15 protein-coding genes are annotated in these 15,043 nt (G+C 63.6%); 7 read left to right on the top strand and 8 right to left on the bottom strand.

Annotation, left to right across the window (positions count from 1 at the left end; translation table 11 throughout):
• Positions 1 to 7 precede the first annotated feature (7 nt).
• Entirely contained in the window at positions 8 to 715 is a 708-nt protein-coding gene (locus G6N82_RS06915) for a glycoside hydrolase family 25 protein (protein ID WP_165195038.1), read from the bottom strand.
• 5 nt (positions 716 to 720) lie between these two features.
• Positions 721 to 1,206, bottom strand: a complete 486-nt coding sequence (locus G6N82_RS06920) for a UPF0262 family protein (RefSeq protein ID WP_165195040.1) — start codon at positions 1,204 to 1,206, stop codon at positions 721 to 723.
• A gap of 138 nt (positions 1,207 to 1,344) precedes the next feature.
• Here G6N82_RS06920 and G6N82_RS06925 point away from each other — a divergent pair, with 138 nt between their 5' ends.
• Complete coding sequence (locus G6N82_RS06925; protein ID WP_165195042.1) at positions 1,345 to 2,853, top strand: replicative DNA helicase; 1,509 nt, start codon at positions 1,345 to 1,347, stop codon at positions 2,851 to 2,853.
• Positions 2,854 to 2,860: 7 nt separating this feature from the next.
• On the opposite strand, the gene G6N82_RS06930 is transcribed toward G6N82_RS06925, so the two are convergent.
• Complete coding sequence (locus tag G6N82_RS06930) at positions 2,861 to 4,054, bottom strand: phosphatidylserine/phosphatidylglycerophosphate/cardiolipin synthase family protein (protein WP_165195044.1); 1,194 nt, start codon at positions 4,052 to 4,054, stop codon at positions 2,861 to 2,863.
• Between the two features lie 109 nt (positions 4,055 to 4,163).
• Here G6N82_RS06930 and rpoZ point away from each other — a divergent pair, with 109 nt between their 5' ends.
• Both rpoZ and G6N82_RS06940 read left to right on the top strand, forming a co-directional pair.
• Positions 4,164 to 4,508 carry a DNA-directed RNA polymerase subunit omega gene (gene rpoZ, locus G6N82_RS06935; RefSeq protein ID WP_165195046.1) on the top strand — a complete coding sequence of 115 codons (345 nt, stop codon included), beginning with the start codon at positions 4,164 to 4,166 and terminating at the stop codon, positions 4,506 to 4,508.
• Positions 4,509 to 4,613: 105 nt separating this feature from the next.
• Positions 4,614 to 5,693, top strand: a complete 1,080-nt coding sequence (locus tag G6N82_RS06940; RefSeq protein WP_165195048.1) for a DUF3667 domain-containing protein — start codon at positions 4,614 to 4,616, stop codon at positions 5,691 to 5,693.
• Positions 5,694 to 5,701: 8 nt separating this feature from the next.
• Here the strand turns inward: G6N82_RS06940 and G6N82_RS06945 are convergent, their stop codons facing one another.
• The 3 genes from G6N82_RS06945 to G6N82_RS06955 form a co-directional block, all read right to left on the bottom strand.
• On the bottom strand, positions 5,702 to 6,085 hold the full coding sequence (locus tag G6N82_RS06945; protein WP_165195050.1) for a hypothetical protein: 384 nt from the start codon (positions 6,083 to 6,085) through the stop codon (positions 5,702 to 5,704).
• A gap of 74 nt (positions 6,086 to 6,159) precedes the next feature.
• Positions 6,160 to 8,130 (bottom strand): ATP-dependent zinc metalloprotease FtsH, encoded by a 1,971-nt coding sequence (gene ftsH, locus G6N82_RS06950; RefSeq protein ID WP_165195052.1) that lies wholly within the window; start codon positions 8,128 to 8,130, stop codon positions 6,160 to 6,162.
• 81 nt (positions 8,131 to 8,211) lie between these two features.
• A complete protein-coding gene (locus G6N82_RS06955; RefSeq protein WP_241255224.1) occupies positions 8,212 to 8,910 on the bottom strand; it encodes a TetR/AcrR family transcriptional regulator in 699 nt (232 codons plus the stop codon).
• A 96-nt stretch (positions 8,911 to 9,006) separates the two neighbouring features.
• Between G6N82_RS06955 and G6N82_RS06960 the strand changes: the two genes are divergently transcribed.
• The 4 genes from G6N82_RS06960 to G6N82_RS06975 are packed head-to-tail and all read left to right on the top strand — an operon-like array spanning position 9,007 to position 13,292.
• The gene (locus tag G6N82_RS06960) at positions 9,007 to 10,143 is read left to right on the top strand and encodes an ABC transporter permease (protein ID WP_165195054.1); all 1,137 of its coding nucleotides are present in this window, start codon (positions 9,007 to 9,009) and stop codon (positions 10,141 to 10,143) included.
• Complete coding sequence (locus G6N82_RS06965) at positions 10,143 to 10,877, top strand: ABC transporter ATP-binding protein (protein WP_165195056.1); 735 nt, start codon at positions 10,143 to 10,145, stop codon at positions 10,875 to 10,877. Before G6N82_RS06960 ends, G6N82_RS06965 begins: the two co-directional genes overlap by 1 nt.
• Before the next feature lies 1 nt (position 10,878).
• The gene (locus tag G6N82_RS06970; RefSeq protein ID WP_165195058.1) at positions 10,879 to 11,865 is read left to right on the top strand and encodes an efflux RND transporter periplasmic adaptor subunit; all 987 of its coding nucleotides are present in this window, start codon (positions 10,879 to 10,881) and stop codon (positions 11,863 to 11,865) included.
• Positions 11,862 to 13,292: an efflux transporter outer membrane subunit gene (locus G6N82_RS06975; RefSeq protein WP_165195060.1), complete on the top strand. Its 1,431-nt coding sequence runs from the start codon at positions 11,862 to 11,864 to the stop codon at positions 13,290 to 13,292. The genes G6N82_RS06970 and G6N82_RS06975 overlap by 4 nt, the downstream gene beginning before the upstream one ends.
• On the opposite strand, the gene G6N82_RS06980 is transcribed toward G6N82_RS06975, so the two are convergent.
• Entirely contained in the window at positions 13,262 to 14,233 is a 972-nt protein-coding gene (locus tag G6N82_RS06980; RefSeq protein ID WP_241255225.1) for a HupE/UreJ family protein, read from the bottom strand. The two genes, G6N82_RS06975 and G6N82_RS06980, sit on opposite strands and share 31 nt — an antisense overlap.
• Entirely contained in the window at positions 14,230 to 15,039 is an 810-nt protein-coding gene (locus G6N82_RS06985; protein WP_165195062.1) for a peptidylprolyl isomerase, read from the bottom strand. Before G6N82_RS06985 ends, G6N82_RS06980 begins: the two co-directional genes overlap by 4 nt.
• Positions 15,040 to 15,043: the final 4 nt, after the last annotated feature.

The raw sequence follows: 15,043 nt of genomic DNA on the forward strand, positions 1-15,043 counted from the left end.
CTCCCGCTCATGGCTGCACTACCGCCCATTCGACCGGTTCTTCCGAGGCTTCGGTATGCCGCGCGCGATTGGCTGTCCAGAGCAGCCACGGCCGCCCGGCATAGCGCGGCAGGAAGCGGTCGCGTTCGAGCCATAGGTCCCGCTCCATTCGCGCCGCAATACCATAACGCGTCTCGAAAGCTTCGGACAGCTTCAGGATCACCGGCTTGCCGGTGTGCATCTCCACCTGGTTGACGAAGGTCAGCAGCTCGCTTTCGACCGCGGCATCGCTGACCGTTTCGGCGCAGGCGTCGGCTGTCGTTTCCAGCGCGATCGCCGGAGGCAACAGCGAGGCATCGCGCGGCACCATGGTGACAAAATTGGCCGATTGCGCGTCAGCCGTGGCACAGGGATCGAAGCGATGCAGCGCCCCTACCTTCAAGCCTGCCCGCCGGGCGGTGGCCAGATTGCGACCAAACCGCCCATCCTGCCCGTCCGCGCCGGAACTGGCCTCCAGATAGGCGAAACTGCCGCCCAACGCTCGCACGGTCTCGAACCCGACCAGCCCGTTATATTCGCTGATGACCACGCCCTGTTCGGGATAGGTGGTTTCGTCAGGCGCAAATTGCTGGATATCCCACCAGTACCAGGCCGCTCCCAGCAAAGCTGCCAGCAGCACCAGTGCCGCCAATTGCATCCGCCATGGGCGGCGCGCCGGCCTGCGTTTCCGGGCCATCGCAATCAGCCCTTGATGTGCAGCACGCAGATCAGCGTGAACAGCCGCCGCGCGGTGGGGAAATCGGTGTCGACCTTGCCGTCGAGCCGTTCGAGCAGCAGCTCCGCCGCATGGTCGTGAATGCCGCGCCGGGCCATGTCGATCGCCTCGATCTCGCTTGGGGTCGCCTTGCGGATCGCCTGGTAATAGCTGTCGCAAATGGCGAAATACTCGCGGATCGGGCGGCGGAAGCGGGCAAGTCCGATCAGCAGCGTTTCGAGCTGCTGCTCATCCTCGCTGCGGATATCCATCGACAGCCGTCCGTCCATCACCGCCAGATGCAAGCGATAGGGGCCGTTCGCCCCGCGGGCGGCGCTACGCAGCGGCTTGAAGCTGTTTTCCTCGATCAGGTCGAAGATCGCGACTCGCCGCTCTTGCTCGACATCGGCATTGCGCCAGATGATCGTCTCCTCGTCGAGCGAGATATGGGCAATGCGGAAATCTTCAGCCATGATGAAGCCGCCTTTCGCAGATGCAGCAGGCAGGTTTCAAGCATTTCCGCGCGCCATCCCCGCTATCCACAAGCATGTGCGCCAAATTTGCCAGCATTGCCCCTTGGCTTCGGCCGGTGTCGCGCGCAATAGGGTCCGATGTCCGAAAGCGATGTGATCACCCGGCCCGAAGCTGAAACTGTCAAGACTGCCCGCCTGCCTGCAAATCTCGAGGCGGAAGCGGCGTTGCTTGGTGCCGTGCTGATCGACAATCGCGTGATCGAGGAATTGCGCACGCCGCTGCGCGCGGAGCATTTCTTCGAGCCGCTGCACCAGCGCATCTATGAGCGCGTGCTCAAGCTGATCGAGCGCAACGCCACGGCCAGCCCGGTGACGCTGAAGCCTTATTTCGACGGTGACGAAGCGCTCAAACAGCTCGGCGGCACCAGCTATCTGGCACAATTGACGCAGGACGGGATGGGGCTGCTGGCGGCGGGCGAACTGGCGCAGCAGATTTACGACCTGGCCCTGCTCCGGGAACTGGTAAGCGTGGGCCGCGGGCTGGTCGAAGGCGCGCTCGACACCAGCGACGAAGTCTCCCCGATGGACCGCATCTCGGACGCGGAGGCGCAGCTCTACCGTGTGGCGGATGGCGCGGCCACTGGCAGCGAAGCATCGAGTTTCCGCAGCGCGGCGATGACTGCGATCAAGATGGCCGAAGCGGCGATGAACTCGGGTGGTGGCCTCTCAGGCAAGACCACCGGGCTCGACGTGATCGACCGCAAGACCAGCGGCCTCCACAATTCGGACCTTATCATCCTGGCCGGTCGGCCGGGCATGGGCAAGACCTCGCTGGCCACCAATATCGCCTTCAACTGCGCCGAAGAGCACCTCAAGTGGCAACGCGACGGGGGCGAATTCAATTATGGCGCGCCGGTGGCTTTCTTCAGCCTGGAAATGAGTGCTGACCAGCTCGCTACGCGTATCCTGGCCGAACAGGCGGAGATCAGCTCAGAAGCGCTGCGCAGCGGCAAGCTTTCGCGCGACGAATTCCAGCAGCTGTCTTTCGCCAGCCAGCAACTGGCCGAATTGCCGCTTTACATCGACGACACGCCCGCGCTCACCATTGCCGCACTGCGGACCCGCGCGCGACGGTTGAAGCGGCGCCACGATATCGGGCTGATCGTGGTCGACTATCTCCAGCTGCTGCAAGGCTCGGGCCGCGCCAACGACAACCGCGTGAACGAGATTTCGGAGATCAGCCGCGGCCTGAAGACACTGGCCAAGGAACTGAGCGTGCCGGTGATCGCGCTGTCGCAGCTCAGCCGCGCGGTCGAACAGCGCGAGGACAAGCGCCCGCAGCTGTCGGACCTGCGCGAATCCGGCTCGATCGAGCAAGACGCCGACATGGTGTGGTTCATTTATCGCGCGGATTATTACCATGAGGCCTCGCGCCCCGACATGCCGACCGAGACGACATCAGCCGAAGCGACCGAGAAATACCGCATCTGGGAAGAGCGCTATCTCGAGCTCAAGAACAAGGCGACGCTGATCGTGGCCAAGCAGCGCCACGGCTCGACCGGCAACGTCCCGCTCCATTTCCAGAGCGAAATCACCAAGTTCACCTCGCCCAATATCCGCGACTATTCGGATTACGGGATCGACTGAACTGTCGTCACACCCCCAGGTTCAGCCGCCGCGCCACGGTGTAATCGAGCACGGAAACCAGAAACCAGGAAATCCGCCAGCGAATGCGGCTGAACAGTGTCGCCTCACGGCGGTACCATTCGAGAGTCACGGGCTTGCTCGATCGCTCCAAATGATCGATCAAACCGCGCACCTGCCGCGCAAGTTCTGCATCTTCGACCCGCACCATCAGTTCCAGGTTAAGCCTGATCGAGCGCATATCGAAATTGGCACTGCCGAAATAGGTGACATCGTCGATAACCAGCAGTTTGGTGTGCAACTTGCAGGGCTCGAATTCGGCGACCTGCACGCCCGAACGCAGCAAAGGCCCGTAAAGCGCGCGCGAGGCGCCGATGGTGGTGGTGTTGTCAGACTTTCCGGCCATCACCAGCCGCGCCGATCCGCGCTGAGCCAGTTGGCGGATAAGCCGCCGCATGCTGCGCGGCGGCGAGAAATAGGCCATCACCAGGTCGAGCCGTTTGCCGCGCGCAATGTCGAGCTTGACGCGCCGAGCCCAGGCGCTGGTAATGCGGGTGGGCCCGCCCAGCAGCAGCTGCACGCTATCATCGCCTTCGTTCCAGTCCCGCACCAGCCGCCTGATCGCCAGGAACTGCGAGCCGCCATTATCCACCCAGCGCTCAAGTTCGCGGAACCACGCGACGAAGCTGGCCACGACCGGCCCTTCGATCGTAACACCAAGGTCATTCCAGCCGTTTTTCTGCGGCGGTGCGAAATAATGGTCAGAAACATTGAAGCCGCCGGTCATGACTTTGGCGCGATCCGCGATCGCGAATTTCTGGTGGTTGCGGATCAGGTAGCGCACGTTCCAGCGCGGCGAAAACATGCTGAAATTACCTCCCGCGCTCAGAAGCGGATCGAAGAAACTTGGCTCTGCATCTGTCCCGAACGCATCGACGATCAGTCGCACATCGACCCCGCGCTGCGCTGCGCGAACCAGCGCTCCACGCACCTCGGTACCGGTGTGGTCGGCCTGGAACATGTAAAAGCAGAGCTCAAGCGTCTCACGCGCTCCGTCAATCAGAGCGACGAGACTGGCCAGCCGCTCTCGGCCCTCAGGGTGGAGTGTGAAACTATGCCCTCCGCCTGCGACAGAAAATGCCGGTGGGTCGCGGTAATCCACGCTCGGATCGGGCAGTGTCATGGTGCCATCGGGTTCGGCCATGGCTGCGCTTTAGGGCAAGGTAGCTACTCTGCGCAATTTCTTGACTCGCGGGCGCGTGCCACCTATCTGGCGCGCTTTCCCGGCAAACCTATTTGCATGAGAGGCCTTCATGGCACGCGTTACCGTTGAAGATTGCGTCGACAAGGTTCCCAACCGCTTCGACCTCGTCCTGCTGGCAGCCCAGCGCGCTCGCGAAATTTCCGGCGGCGCCGAGCTGACAATTGATCGCGATCGTGACAAAAACCCCGTCGTTGCTCTGCGCGAGATCGCCGAGCAGACCATCCGTCCGGCCGAACTGCACGAAGCGGTGGTAACGAACCTGCAGAAGATCCTGCCCGACGACGAGGACGAGGCCGATGAAATCGGCTCGCTCAGCCAGTCGGCCGAAGCGCTGCGGATCACTGCATCGGCGCCGGCGCGTTCGACCTCGATCGGTTCCGATTTCGACGGCTGATCCTCTGCCAGAGCGACAACCAAGAGGCCGCCCCCTACCGGGCGGCCTTTCTGTTTGGCCGATATGCCCCTATGATCGGCTCAGCAGAGCGCAAGCGGGGGCGTGATGAGCGAAATCGGCGAAGCACTGGGCACAGCAAGTGAAGGCGGATTGTTCGCCAAGGCGGTCGGCAGCGAAGCAGGCGGGCCACCCGCAAACGGGCACTTCACCGAAGGCGCATGCCTCAATTGCGGGACCGCATTGGTCGGCGCACATTGCCATGGCTGCGGGCAGAAAGCGCATCTTCACCGCACGCTGGGCGCCTTCCTGCATGATTTGCTGCATGGCGCGCTGCATCTCGACGGCAAGATCTGGCGCACCCTGCCGCTACTTATTTTCAAGCCCGGTGCGCTGACCCGTCGGTATATCGACGGCGAACGCGCCAAATTCATCAGCCCGATGGCGCTGTTCCTGTTTTCCGTTTTCCTGATGTTCGCGGTGTTCCAGGCGATCGGACTGACTACGCCGACCGAGTTCAATGGCCAAATCGAGCGACCCGTAGAAATGCGGGCAAACCTGGAACAGGCCCTGGCGGAGGCGACGAGCGAGCGCGACACAGCGCGCGCCGCGCTGGAAGCCATACCCCTGCAGGACCCGCGGCGCGCTGCTGCCGAAGAACGGTTCGAATCCGCCGCGAGCGCGCTGTCAGCGCTCGAGAAGACCAGCGCGTTTGCACTTGGGGAGGATTCGCAACTGACATTCAACGCCACCGGGATATCGGCAATAGACGATGGTTTGATCAAGAAGTGGCGCGAACATCCCGAACTGATGCTCTACAAGCTGCAAGCCAATGCTTATAAATTCAGCTGGCTGCTGATCCCGCTCTCGATTCCCTTCGTGTGGCTGGTGTTCGCCTGGAAGCGCCGCTTCAAGGCCTACGATCACGCGATTTTCGTAACCTATTCGATCGCCTTTGTGTCGCTGCTGTTTATCGCCCTGTCGCTGCTTGCCAGCATGGGGATGGCCGGGGGATGGATCTTTGCCGCCCTGGCGGTCATCCCGCCGATCCACATGTACAAGCAGCTGCGCGGAACCTACGCGCTATCCCGCTTTTCGGCGCTGTGGCGACTGGTGTTTATAAGCTTCTCGATCCTGCTGATCCTGGTGCTTTTCCTGCAGGTCCTGCTGTTACTGGGCGCATTCTGACCTGAGCGTCAGGGACACGGATAACGCTTCCGCATCAAGTCGGCGAAAGCGACCTTGATCGTGGTGGTCTGCTGCGCGGGAGCTGGATAGCTGCGCAAATGGCCCAGGAATTCACCGGATCCCATCGATTGCTTGCCTGGCGGCGGGCAACTGTGCGGCGGGCGCCCGGCCTCCTTGTCGGCGACGATACGCGCGCGATAGGCTTCGCCCGCTGCCTGCGCTTCGCCCTTCAGAAGTTTGATGTCGCCGGAAAACATCGCCATCATGCCCTTCTTTTGCAGCTTCTCGGCACGCTGGAGGAAATCCGCTACCGACATATCGCCGGGCGCGGCGGCCAATGCAGCAGGGAGGAAAAGCAGGCCCGCTGTCAGCATAAGGGTCTTCGCACGCATAAAAAAGGGCTCCGTCTGGTTGCGGAGCCCTCATCCATCCAGGCGATTGAACCGCCAATTAACTCAATGACTTGTCAGGCGCCCTGTGGAGCGCCTTCGCCGCCGAATTTCTTGCCAGCCTTGGGGACGGCCGAACCTGATACGGGCTGGATCACCGCCGGGCCTGACGGCTGGTCAGGACGGTCGATCTTGCCATCCTTCATCAGCTGGCCGATTTCGTCGCCGGTCAAGGTTTCGTATTCGAGCAAGGCCTGCGCGATCAGGTGGAGCTTGTCCTCCTGTTCGGTCAGCACATCGCGTGCACGCTTGAGCCCACCTTCAACGAGGTCCTTGATCTCCGCGTCGATCAGCTTGTTGGTTTCCTCGCCTGACATGGTGCGCATGGTCTGCCCCATGCCCAGATAGCCTTCCTGGCTCGCCTCGTACTGCAGCGGGCCGAGCTTGTCGGACATGCCCCATTTGGTGACCATGTTGCGCGCCAGATCGGTCGCATACTGGATGTCACCCGATGCACCGGATGACACCTTCTCGTGACCGAAGATGATCTCTTCCGCCACGCGTCCGCCCATCGCCACGGCCAGATTCGCATGCATCTTGTCGCGGTGATACGAATAATTGTCGCGCTCTGGCAGGCGCATCACCATGCCCAGCGCGCGCCCGCGCGGGATGATCGTGGCCTTGTGGATCGGGTCAGATGCAGGTTCGTTGATCGAGACAAGCGCATGCCCGGCCTCATGATAGGCAGTCATCTTCTTCTCGTCATCGGTCATGACCATGCTGCGCCGCTCTGTGCCCATCATGACCTTGTCCTTGGCGTCTTCGAACTCCTGCATTGCCACCAACCGCTTGTTGCGACGTGCGGCGAGCAGGGCTGCCTCATTCACGAGGTTGGCGAGGTCGGCGCCCGAGAAGCCCGGTGTGCCGCGGGCGATCGTACGCGGATTCACGTCGGGCGCCAGCGGCACCTTCTTCATGTGCACGCCCAGGATCTTCTCGCGCCCGTCAATATCGGGGATCGGCACCACCACCTGGCGGTCGAAGCGGCCCGGTCGCAGCAGCGCCGGGTCAAGCACGTCAGGGCGGTTGGTGGCGGCGATGATGATGATGCCTTCGTTGGCTTCGAAGCCATCCATCTCGACCAGCAGCTGGTTCAGCGTCTGCTCGCGCTCGTCGTTCGAATTGCCGAGGCCGTGGCCGCGATGGCGACCGACCGCGTCGATTTCGTCGATGAAGACGATACAGGGCGCGTTCTTCTTGGCCTGTTCGAACATGTCGCGAACCCGGCTGGCGCCAACGCCGACGAACATTTCGACGAAGTCCGAGCCGGAAATGGTGAAGAAGGGAACGCCTGCCTCACCGGCAATCGCGCGGGCCAGCAGCGTCTTGCCGGTACCGGGCGAGCCAACCAGCAGTGCACCCTTGGGGATCTGGCCGCCCAGCTTGGAAAAGCGGTGCGGATCGCGCAGGAACTCGACGATTTCCTCCAGTTCCTCGCGCGCTTCGTCGATCCCGGCGACGTCGTCAAAGGTCACGCGGCCCTGCCGCTCGGTAAGCAGCTTGGCCTTGGACTTACCGAAACCCATTGCGCCGCCGCCACCACCCTTCTGCACCTGACGCAAGGCGAAGAAGGCGATGCCGAGGATCAGGATAAACGGTAGCGACTGGATCAGGATGTAGAGCAGCAAATTGGGTTCTTCGGCAGCCTGGCCGGAAAACTCGACCCCGTTTTCCTCAAGCAGCTGGTAAAGATCTGAATCGCCCGGAACCGGCACGGTCGAGAAGGGCGTGTCGTTCTTCATCACGCCGGTGATCTTTTCAGGCGCAATCTGCACTTCCTTGACCGAGCCTTCGGCCACAGCATCGCGGAAATCCGAATAGCGGATCGCGGTGCCCTGCGTTTGCGAAGTGTTGCCAAATACCGACACGGCCAGCAGCAGGGCAAGGAACACCCCGCCCCAGATCATCAACGTCCTGATCATCGGGTTCGGGCCGCCGGGGCCCTGACCGCCATCATTTGGCTCGCGCGGATCGTGCTGGTCGCTCATCGTCAAAAGTATCCTTTCGTCTGCACCAATGTAGGCGGCGCAGGGTGAATGGCAAGATAACGCGCGATTCCGGCAAAAGTGTCATTTCCGATCAGAGAAATCGGGCTTAGTGCCCTCCCCAGGCTCATAAGCGCGAAGGAATACGTCAACCGCACCTGCAATCCGGCGCCGATCGTCACCCTGCGATGGCGTCGCGCCGAATCGCCGTTCCAGATCCCCCATGCCCTTGCACATTGAGACGAATTGCTCGGCTGCAAGCTGGGGATCGCCGATTTCCAGCTCGCCGCGCTCGTTGGCAAAGGCCAGAAGGGCACTGAATGCGGCCTTCATCCGCCACGGCCCAGCCTTCAGGAAGGCAATGCCAAGCTCGGGCTCATGTTCGGTTTCGGCGGCGATCCGGCGCTCGAACTGGACCATCTCGGGGCGCGAGAGAAAGGCAAAGATCGCTTCGCCGATCGCAGTTAGCCGCTCGCGGATGCCGAGGCTGGCAAGCTCCGCATCGATCGAGAAATGCCCCCGCATCTTCTCGCATTCGCGCTCGACCGCGGCGGCAAACAAGGCCCGCTTGTCACCGAAGTGATTGTAGACCGTAACCTTGGAAACCCCCGCATCGGCGGCGATCTGCTCGATCGAGCTGGCGGCATAGCCATGCGAGAAAAACGCATCGGCGGCGGCGGCAACGATCGCGTCGCGCTTGGAGGCGTCGACCGGCCGGCCGCGCCCGGCGGCAGATTTTTTCGATACAGGACGGGAACCTGCCTCGATTTGCTCGGTTGACAAGCTGAACGCTCCCGTTCAATTAAACGATACCGTTCATTAATGCGGTATTTGAGTCGCAAACGCAACCCCGGCCATCATTAAAGGTCCCCCCTTGCCATGCTCTGGATCGCCATCCGCATGCTCACCGGCGACAAGCAGAAATTCTATGGCCTGCTGTTCGGCATCGCATTTTCGACCCTGCTGATCACCCAGCAGCTGACCATCTTCGTCAATCTGGTCGAACGCGGAGCGAGCGGCGTCTATAATGTGCCGACCGCGGACGTGTGGGTGATGGACCCTGTCAGCCGCACCACTGACGTCAACTATGCCATGCCGTCGACCGCGCTGGACCAGGTGCGCGCAGTGCCCGGCGTCAAATGGGCGGTCCCCCAGCTTCGCGCCACCGCGGCCGTGCGCACGCGCAGCGGCGACCTTGAAGGCGTTGGCATCATCGGGGTGGACGATGCGACACTGATCGGCTTGCCCAAGCGGATGATCGAAGGCGAGAAGAACGTCCTGTCCCAACCAGACAGCGTGATCATCGATGATGTCGGGATCACCCGCTTCTTCGAGAATGGCGAGGATCCGATCGGCCAGCGGTTGGAATTGAACGACCAGCGCGCCGTTATCCGCGGCGTCGCCGATGCTATCCCGAGCTTCACCAGCACTGTCGTGCTCTACACCAAATACAGCCAGGCGCTGAATTACGTGCCGGGCACGCGCAATCGCATGTCTTTTGTGCTGGTAGGAGCAGATGACGGGGTGACGCCCGATGAGCTCGTTTCACGGATTGAAGAACGCACCGGGCTGCGAGCCCGCACCCGCGACCAGTTCGCACGCGACGGGGTGGACTTCATCATCCAGAACACCGGCATCCCGACCAATTTCGGGATCACCGTAGTGCTCGGCTTTGTGGTCGGCGTTGCCATCGTCGGCCTGACCTTCAGCCTGTTCATCCGCGACAACATCAAGCAGTTCGGCGCTTTGAAAGCGATTGGCGTAACCAATGCCAAGATCCGCAGCATGGTGGTGGCGCAAGCAGGGCTGGTCGGCTTCATCGGCTATTGCCTGGGCGTTCTGGGCACCGTGCTCTTTCTCAAGGCGTTTGCCAGCAACCCCTTCTTCAAGGGATTCTATGTCCCCTGGCAAATCCCGCTGATCAGCCTGGGCGCGGTGATCGTGATCCTTGGTCTGACCGGCTGGCTTAGCCTGCGCAGCGTGCTCAAGACCGAACCGGCGGCGGTTTTCCGGTGATGCTCGACACCAGTGCAATCGGTGGCTGCAGCCCCGAAGCGGCGATCTGCGCCCGCGCCATCGCGCGCGACTTTACCGCCGGCAGCCAGACCATCCGTGTGCTCCACGATATCAACGTCGATATCCGGCCGGGCGAGCTGACCTACCTTGTCGGCGAGAGCGGTTCTGGCAAAACCACGCTGATCTCGATCATGTGCGGCATCCTGTATCCGACCGAAGGCGACGTGCGCGTGTTTGGCACGGATATCTATGCGCTCGACGATACGCAGCTGGTCAATTTCCGGCTGGAGAACATCGGCTTCATCTTCCAGCAGTACAACCTCATCCCGTCGATCGACGCTGCATCGAATGCTGCTGTGCCGCTGATTGCGCGCGGGATCGATCGGCTTGAAGCGCGCGAGCGCGCCGTCGAGATGCTCGCCAAGCTGAACATCGCCGACCAGGCCGCCAAACTGCCCAACCAGCTTTCGGGCGGCCAGCAGCAACGCGTCGCGATCGCCCGCGCGCTGGTGCATGAACCCCGGCTGGTAGTGTGCGACGAACCCACCGCCGCGCTCGACGCCAAATCGGGCCGCCGGGTGATGGACCTGCTGCGCGAAGTCGCCGTCTCCGAAGACCGCGCCTGCATCATCGTCACCCATGACAACCGCGTTTTTGACCTGGCCGACCGCATCCTCGTGCTCGAGGACGGGCGGATCACGCATGACGGCACCGACATGCCGAAGGACCACTGACATGGCACTGCTACCTGAAAATATCAGCTTCTCGCGCAAGATCCTGCCCATCATTGCCGTGGTGGGGCTGATCGCCGCGGTCATTTCGATCTGGCGCGGCCTGCCCGACCGCGAACTGGCAGAGCCGGAGCAGACTCCGCTGACTGCTAGCGGCGAGCTCGCCAATTCGCCGCGCGTGGCGGGTGCGGGGGTGGTCGAACCCTCGAGCGAAATCATCGATATCGGCACCGCGCTGTCAGGCCTGGTAACACAGCTGTTGGTGAAGCCCGGCGATTTCGTGGCCGAAGGCCAGCCGCTGTTCGTGGTTGACGACCGCGCGGCGCGGGCGCGGCTGCGGGAAGCGAGTGCCGCCATCGCGGAAGCGAGTGCTGCGATCCGCGAAGCGCAAACCGCGCGCACCACGGCGCAGCGCCAGCTCGACCTTTATGCCGCGATTGAAGACCCGGCTGCCGTGAGCCGCAGCGAGGTAATCCGCGCCGAAGGCGAAGCGGCTGCGGCATCATCGCGGCTCGAACTGGCACGCGCGCGCCTTGCGGCTGCACAAGCGGCGGCGGGCAGCGCCCAGACCGAGCTGGGCCGACTGACCGTGCGCGCGCCGATCGCTGGCGAAATCCTGCAGGTGAACGTGCGGCCCGGCGAGTTCGTCTCGACCATGGGCGGCAGCAGCGAGCCCTATATCCGCATGGGCGAAACCCGGCCGCTGCATGTCCGGATCGATATCGACGAGGATGAAGCGCTGCGCGTTGCCATGGGCAAGAAGGCCATTGTTTCGCCACGTGGCGGTGCGGACAAACGGGTCGATGCCACATTCGTGCGCGCCGAGCCGCTGGTAGTGCCCAAGCGCTCGCTTACCAATTCGGCCGCCGAACGGGTCGATGTGCGGGTGCTGCAGCTGATCTATGCCCTGCCCGAAGAGGCGCGCGGCACCTTCCGGGTCGGCCAGCAGGTCGATGCCTTCATCCCCGCAACCGAGGCGCAAAGCCAATGACACCGCGCTTGCTACTGACTGCGGCGGGTTCGCTGGCACTGGCAGGCTGCGTGGCGGGTCCGGCGCCAGAGATCGCAACGCCTGCCCCCGAACTGCCAGACAGCTATCTCTACACGCCTGACACCACTGCGCAGGAAGGACTTGCAGCGCTGCTTCCGGCGGAGGACCCGGCCTTCGCCAGCCTGTCCGCGCGTGCGCTGGACGAAGGCCCGACACTGTCGGAGGCTCTTGCCCGGGTCGATGCGGCTCGTGCCGCCGCGCGCGGCGCCGGGGCGGCGCGATTGCCCAATATCGGGGCCAATGCCTCCGTGACGGCCAGCCGCACCAATCCTGCCCAATTCGGCACCAATTTGCCGCCGGGTGTTTCATTCGACACCGACCAGACCGCCTATGCAGCGAACCTTACCGCCAGTTGGGAACTTGACCTGTTCGGCCGGCTCAAGGCCAGCGAACGCGCAGCGCTCGCCCGGCTCGATAGCGCAAGCGCCACCGCTGAAGCCGTGCGGCTCGCGCTGCTGGCGGAAATCGCCGGGGCAGTGATCGACTGGCGCACCAATACCGCGCGCGAAACCGCGCTGGCGCAGGATCTTGAAGCGGCCATGCGCCTCGCTCAGCTTGCGGACAAGCGGGAGCAGGCGGGCCTTGCCCCAGGGTTTGACCGCGTTCGCGCCGAAGCGGCAGCCAGCCAGTCGCACTCGCGCCTCGCGGCCTTGCAGGGCGAACGCGCGCAGATAGTCGGGCGCCTGGTCGCTCTTACTGGACAGAGTCCGGCAACGGTCAGCTCCGCTTTGGCGCAAGGAGGCGGGGCAGCACCCTTGCCTGCGCCGCCATCAGCCTTGCCATCCGAACTGTTGACGCAGCGCCCCGATGTCCGCGCCGCAGCTGCCGAATTGGCTGCTGCCGACGCGGATCTGGCCGCCGCCGCGCGCGCACGCTTCCCGCGCCTGACGCTTTCAGGTGCGTTGGGCCTGCTCGCCTTCGATCTGGGCGCGCTGTTCGATCCCGGTTCGGATGTTTACTCGGCCACCGCAGGGCTTGCCACACCGCTGCTCGATTTCGGCCGGATCCAGGCCCAGATTGATGGTGCTGCAGCGGGTAAGCGTGCCGCATTCGCCACCTATCGCGGCGCTGTATTCGGCGCCCTCGGTGAAGCCGAAGCCGCCTATGGTGTCGTCGCCGGCGCTGATGCGCAGGCCGAAGCCGCCGCCCGCGAGAAGGCCGACCTGGAACGTGCCGCATCGCTGGCCGAGACCCGCTATCGCGCCGGGCTGGCAGACTTCCTCACCGTGCTCGAAGCGCGCCGCGCCGCCGATGCGAGCGGTGAACGCGCTGCGGCCGCGCTGGGCCAGACGCAGCGGGCGCGGGTCCAGCTATGGCTGGCGCTGGGCGGGGATGCTCAGGCGAGCACCCGGTCGACCAGCCAATAGGCGGCGACGATCCCGATCGCATAAGTCGCAGCCTTAAGCGCGGGAGCGTCCGCCTTTGGCACTAGCCGCCCAACTGCTGCGCGTAGCGCCAGCACCGCGGCGATCACCAGCAATTGCCCTGCTTCGACACCGAGGTTGAAGGTCAGCAGCGCGACCGGGACCTCGCCTTCGGGCAGCCCGATCTCCCGCAAGGCACCGGCGAATCCGAACCCATGGAGCAGGCCGAAACCGAACGCGACGATCCATGGCCAGCGCCGGGTCCAGCTGTCCCCCTTGCCGCGCGCCAGTTCAACCGCGAGGAACACTATCGAAGCTGCGATAAGTGCTTCGACCGGGCGCTGCGGCAAGCCGGCATAGCCCAATATCACCGCCGCCAGCGTGAGCGAATGCGCCACGGTGAACGCTGTGGCCGCCTTCACCACCGCCCACCCGCCCTGCACCAGGAGCACCAGCGCGATCACGAACAGCAGGTGGTCCCACCCCATCAGGATGTGTTCGGTGCCGATCGCGAAATAGTCCCGGGCGACCGTCCAGCGCTCGGGCTTCGCAGCAATGGTTGCCTGGGGTTCGGACGCGGTTAGCCGCAAGGCCTGCACCGGGCGCCCCAGCGGCGCGACGAGCGCCAGCGCATCGCTGTTTCCCACCAGTTGCGGCAGGCCGATCGTGCCGCCCGATACATCGCCTGCGCAGGTGGCTTCCGCATGAGCAATCAGCGCCATGGGGGCGGCTCGCACCACCGGCCTGCCGAGCATCGTGCAGTTCGCGGGCAATTGCGGGACGATCAATTCATCTTCGTCGGGAGAAGCCAGCGGCTGCTTCCAGTCGAGCGTCCAGTTGCCGGGCTGGCGCTCGGTGAATTCGATGGCGAAGGGCCGCAATTCGTCGGCCGCCGCAGGCACGACGAGCAGCAGCCCCAGTAGCATGGCCAGAAGCCATTTCACCGCTCGACTTTCACCGAGTAGGCATCGCGCAGGACCTGATAGCCTGCGTCCTTGCGCGCAGCGATGGTGGACATGCGCCAGTCGCTCTCGACCGCTTCGCGCACCTGCTCGAACGGTGGCGCCTCGCCGATATCCCGCAATTCCAGACGAACCAGATGCCACCCCAGACCCGAGGGGATAGGGCCTTGCCAACCCTGTCCGGCTTCGAGCCTTTCCAGTTCCTGCATGAACTGAATGCCAAAACGGCTGCGCACCTCCGCATTCGGCATAGCCTTGACTGAAGGCGGCAAGCTGATCGGCTGGCCCAGCCCTTCTGCCCCGGCCCCGCCCGCGATCTTCGCCTGCGCTGTCCTGGCCGACTTCTCGCTATCAAACCACAGCTGCTCGAACGAATAGGCAGCTTCACTTGCGAAGCGCTCCCGGTGGGTGTTGTACCATTCGCGCAAGGTCGGCTCATCGGGCGTTGCGGCCTCGATGCGCGCGGCCGCCAGCATATCCATCTTCTGCGCCATCCGCCGCCTGACCACGGCGTCTTCCCGGTCAAGCCCAAGCCGCAGCGCTTCGCGATAGAGCACTTCTTCGCGGACGAAGCGTTCGATCTGTGCGTCCAGTTCGGCGTCTGTGGGCGCCCGGCCCATCGTACGTTCGAACACGAGTGCCAGTTGCGCCTGCTGTTCGCGTTCCACTGTGATGGAACGGCTGGCCGGATCCGCCTCTTCCCCGCGCCAGGCGAAAAGCGCGTAGATCAGCATCCCGGCGATCAGAAAATGGACCAGCGGTTCGCGCGTCCAGCCTGGAAGTGTCACGCTA

The sequence above is a fragment of the Altererythrobacter sp. BO-6 genome (assembly GCF_011047315.1).
Classification (GTDB): Bacteria; Pseudomonadota; Alphaproteobacteria; order Sphingomonadales; family Sphingomonadaceae; genus Erythrobacter.

Coding starts and splice junctions, on each gene's coding strand:
- G6N82_RS06915 (WP_165195038.1), bottom strand. CDS start 715: ATGGCCCGGAAACGCAGGCCGGCGCGCCGCCCATGGCGGATGCAATTG.
- G6N82_RS06920 (WP_165195040.1), bottom strand. CDS start 1,206: ATGGCTGAAGATTTCCGCATTGCCCATATCTCGCTCGACGAGGAGACG.
- G6N82_RS06925 (WP_165195042.1), top strand. CDS start 1,345: ATGTCCGAAAGCGATGTGATCACCCGGCCCGAAGCTGAAACTGTCAAG.
- G6N82_RS06930 (WP_165195044.1), bottom strand. CDS start 4,054: ATGGCCGAACCCGATGGCACCATGACACTGCCCGATCCGAGCGTGGAT.
- rpoZ (WP_165195046.1), top strand. CDS start 4,164: ATGGCACGCGTTACCGTTGAAGATTGCGTCGACAAGGTTCCCAACCGC.
- G6N82_RS06940 (WP_165195048.1), top strand. CDS start 4,614: ATGAGCGAAATCGGCGAAGCACTGGGCACAGCAAGTGAAGGCGGATTG.
- G6N82_RS06945 (WP_165195050.1), bottom strand. CDS start 6,085: ATGCGTGCGAAGACCCTTATGCTGACAGCGGGCCTGCTTTTCCTCCCT.
- ftsH (WP_165195052.1), bottom strand. CDS start 8,130: ATGAGCGACCAGCACGATCCGCGCGAGCCAAATGATGGCGGTCAGGGC.
- G6N82_RS06960 (WP_165195054.1), top strand. CDS start 9,007: ATGCTCTGGATCGCCATCCGCATGCTCACCGGCGACAAGCAGAAATTC.
- G6N82_RS06965 (WP_165195056.1), top strand. CDS start 10,143: ATGCTCGACACCAGTGCAATCGGTGGCTGCAGCCCCGAAGCGGCGATC.
- G6N82_RS06970 (WP_165195058.1), top strand. CDS start 10,879: ATGGCACTGCTACCTGAAAATATCAGCTTCTCGCGCAAGATCCTGCCC.
- G6N82_RS06975 (WP_165195060.1), top strand. CDS start 11,862: ATGACACCGCGCTTGCTACTGACTGCGGCGGGTTCGCTGGCACTGGCA.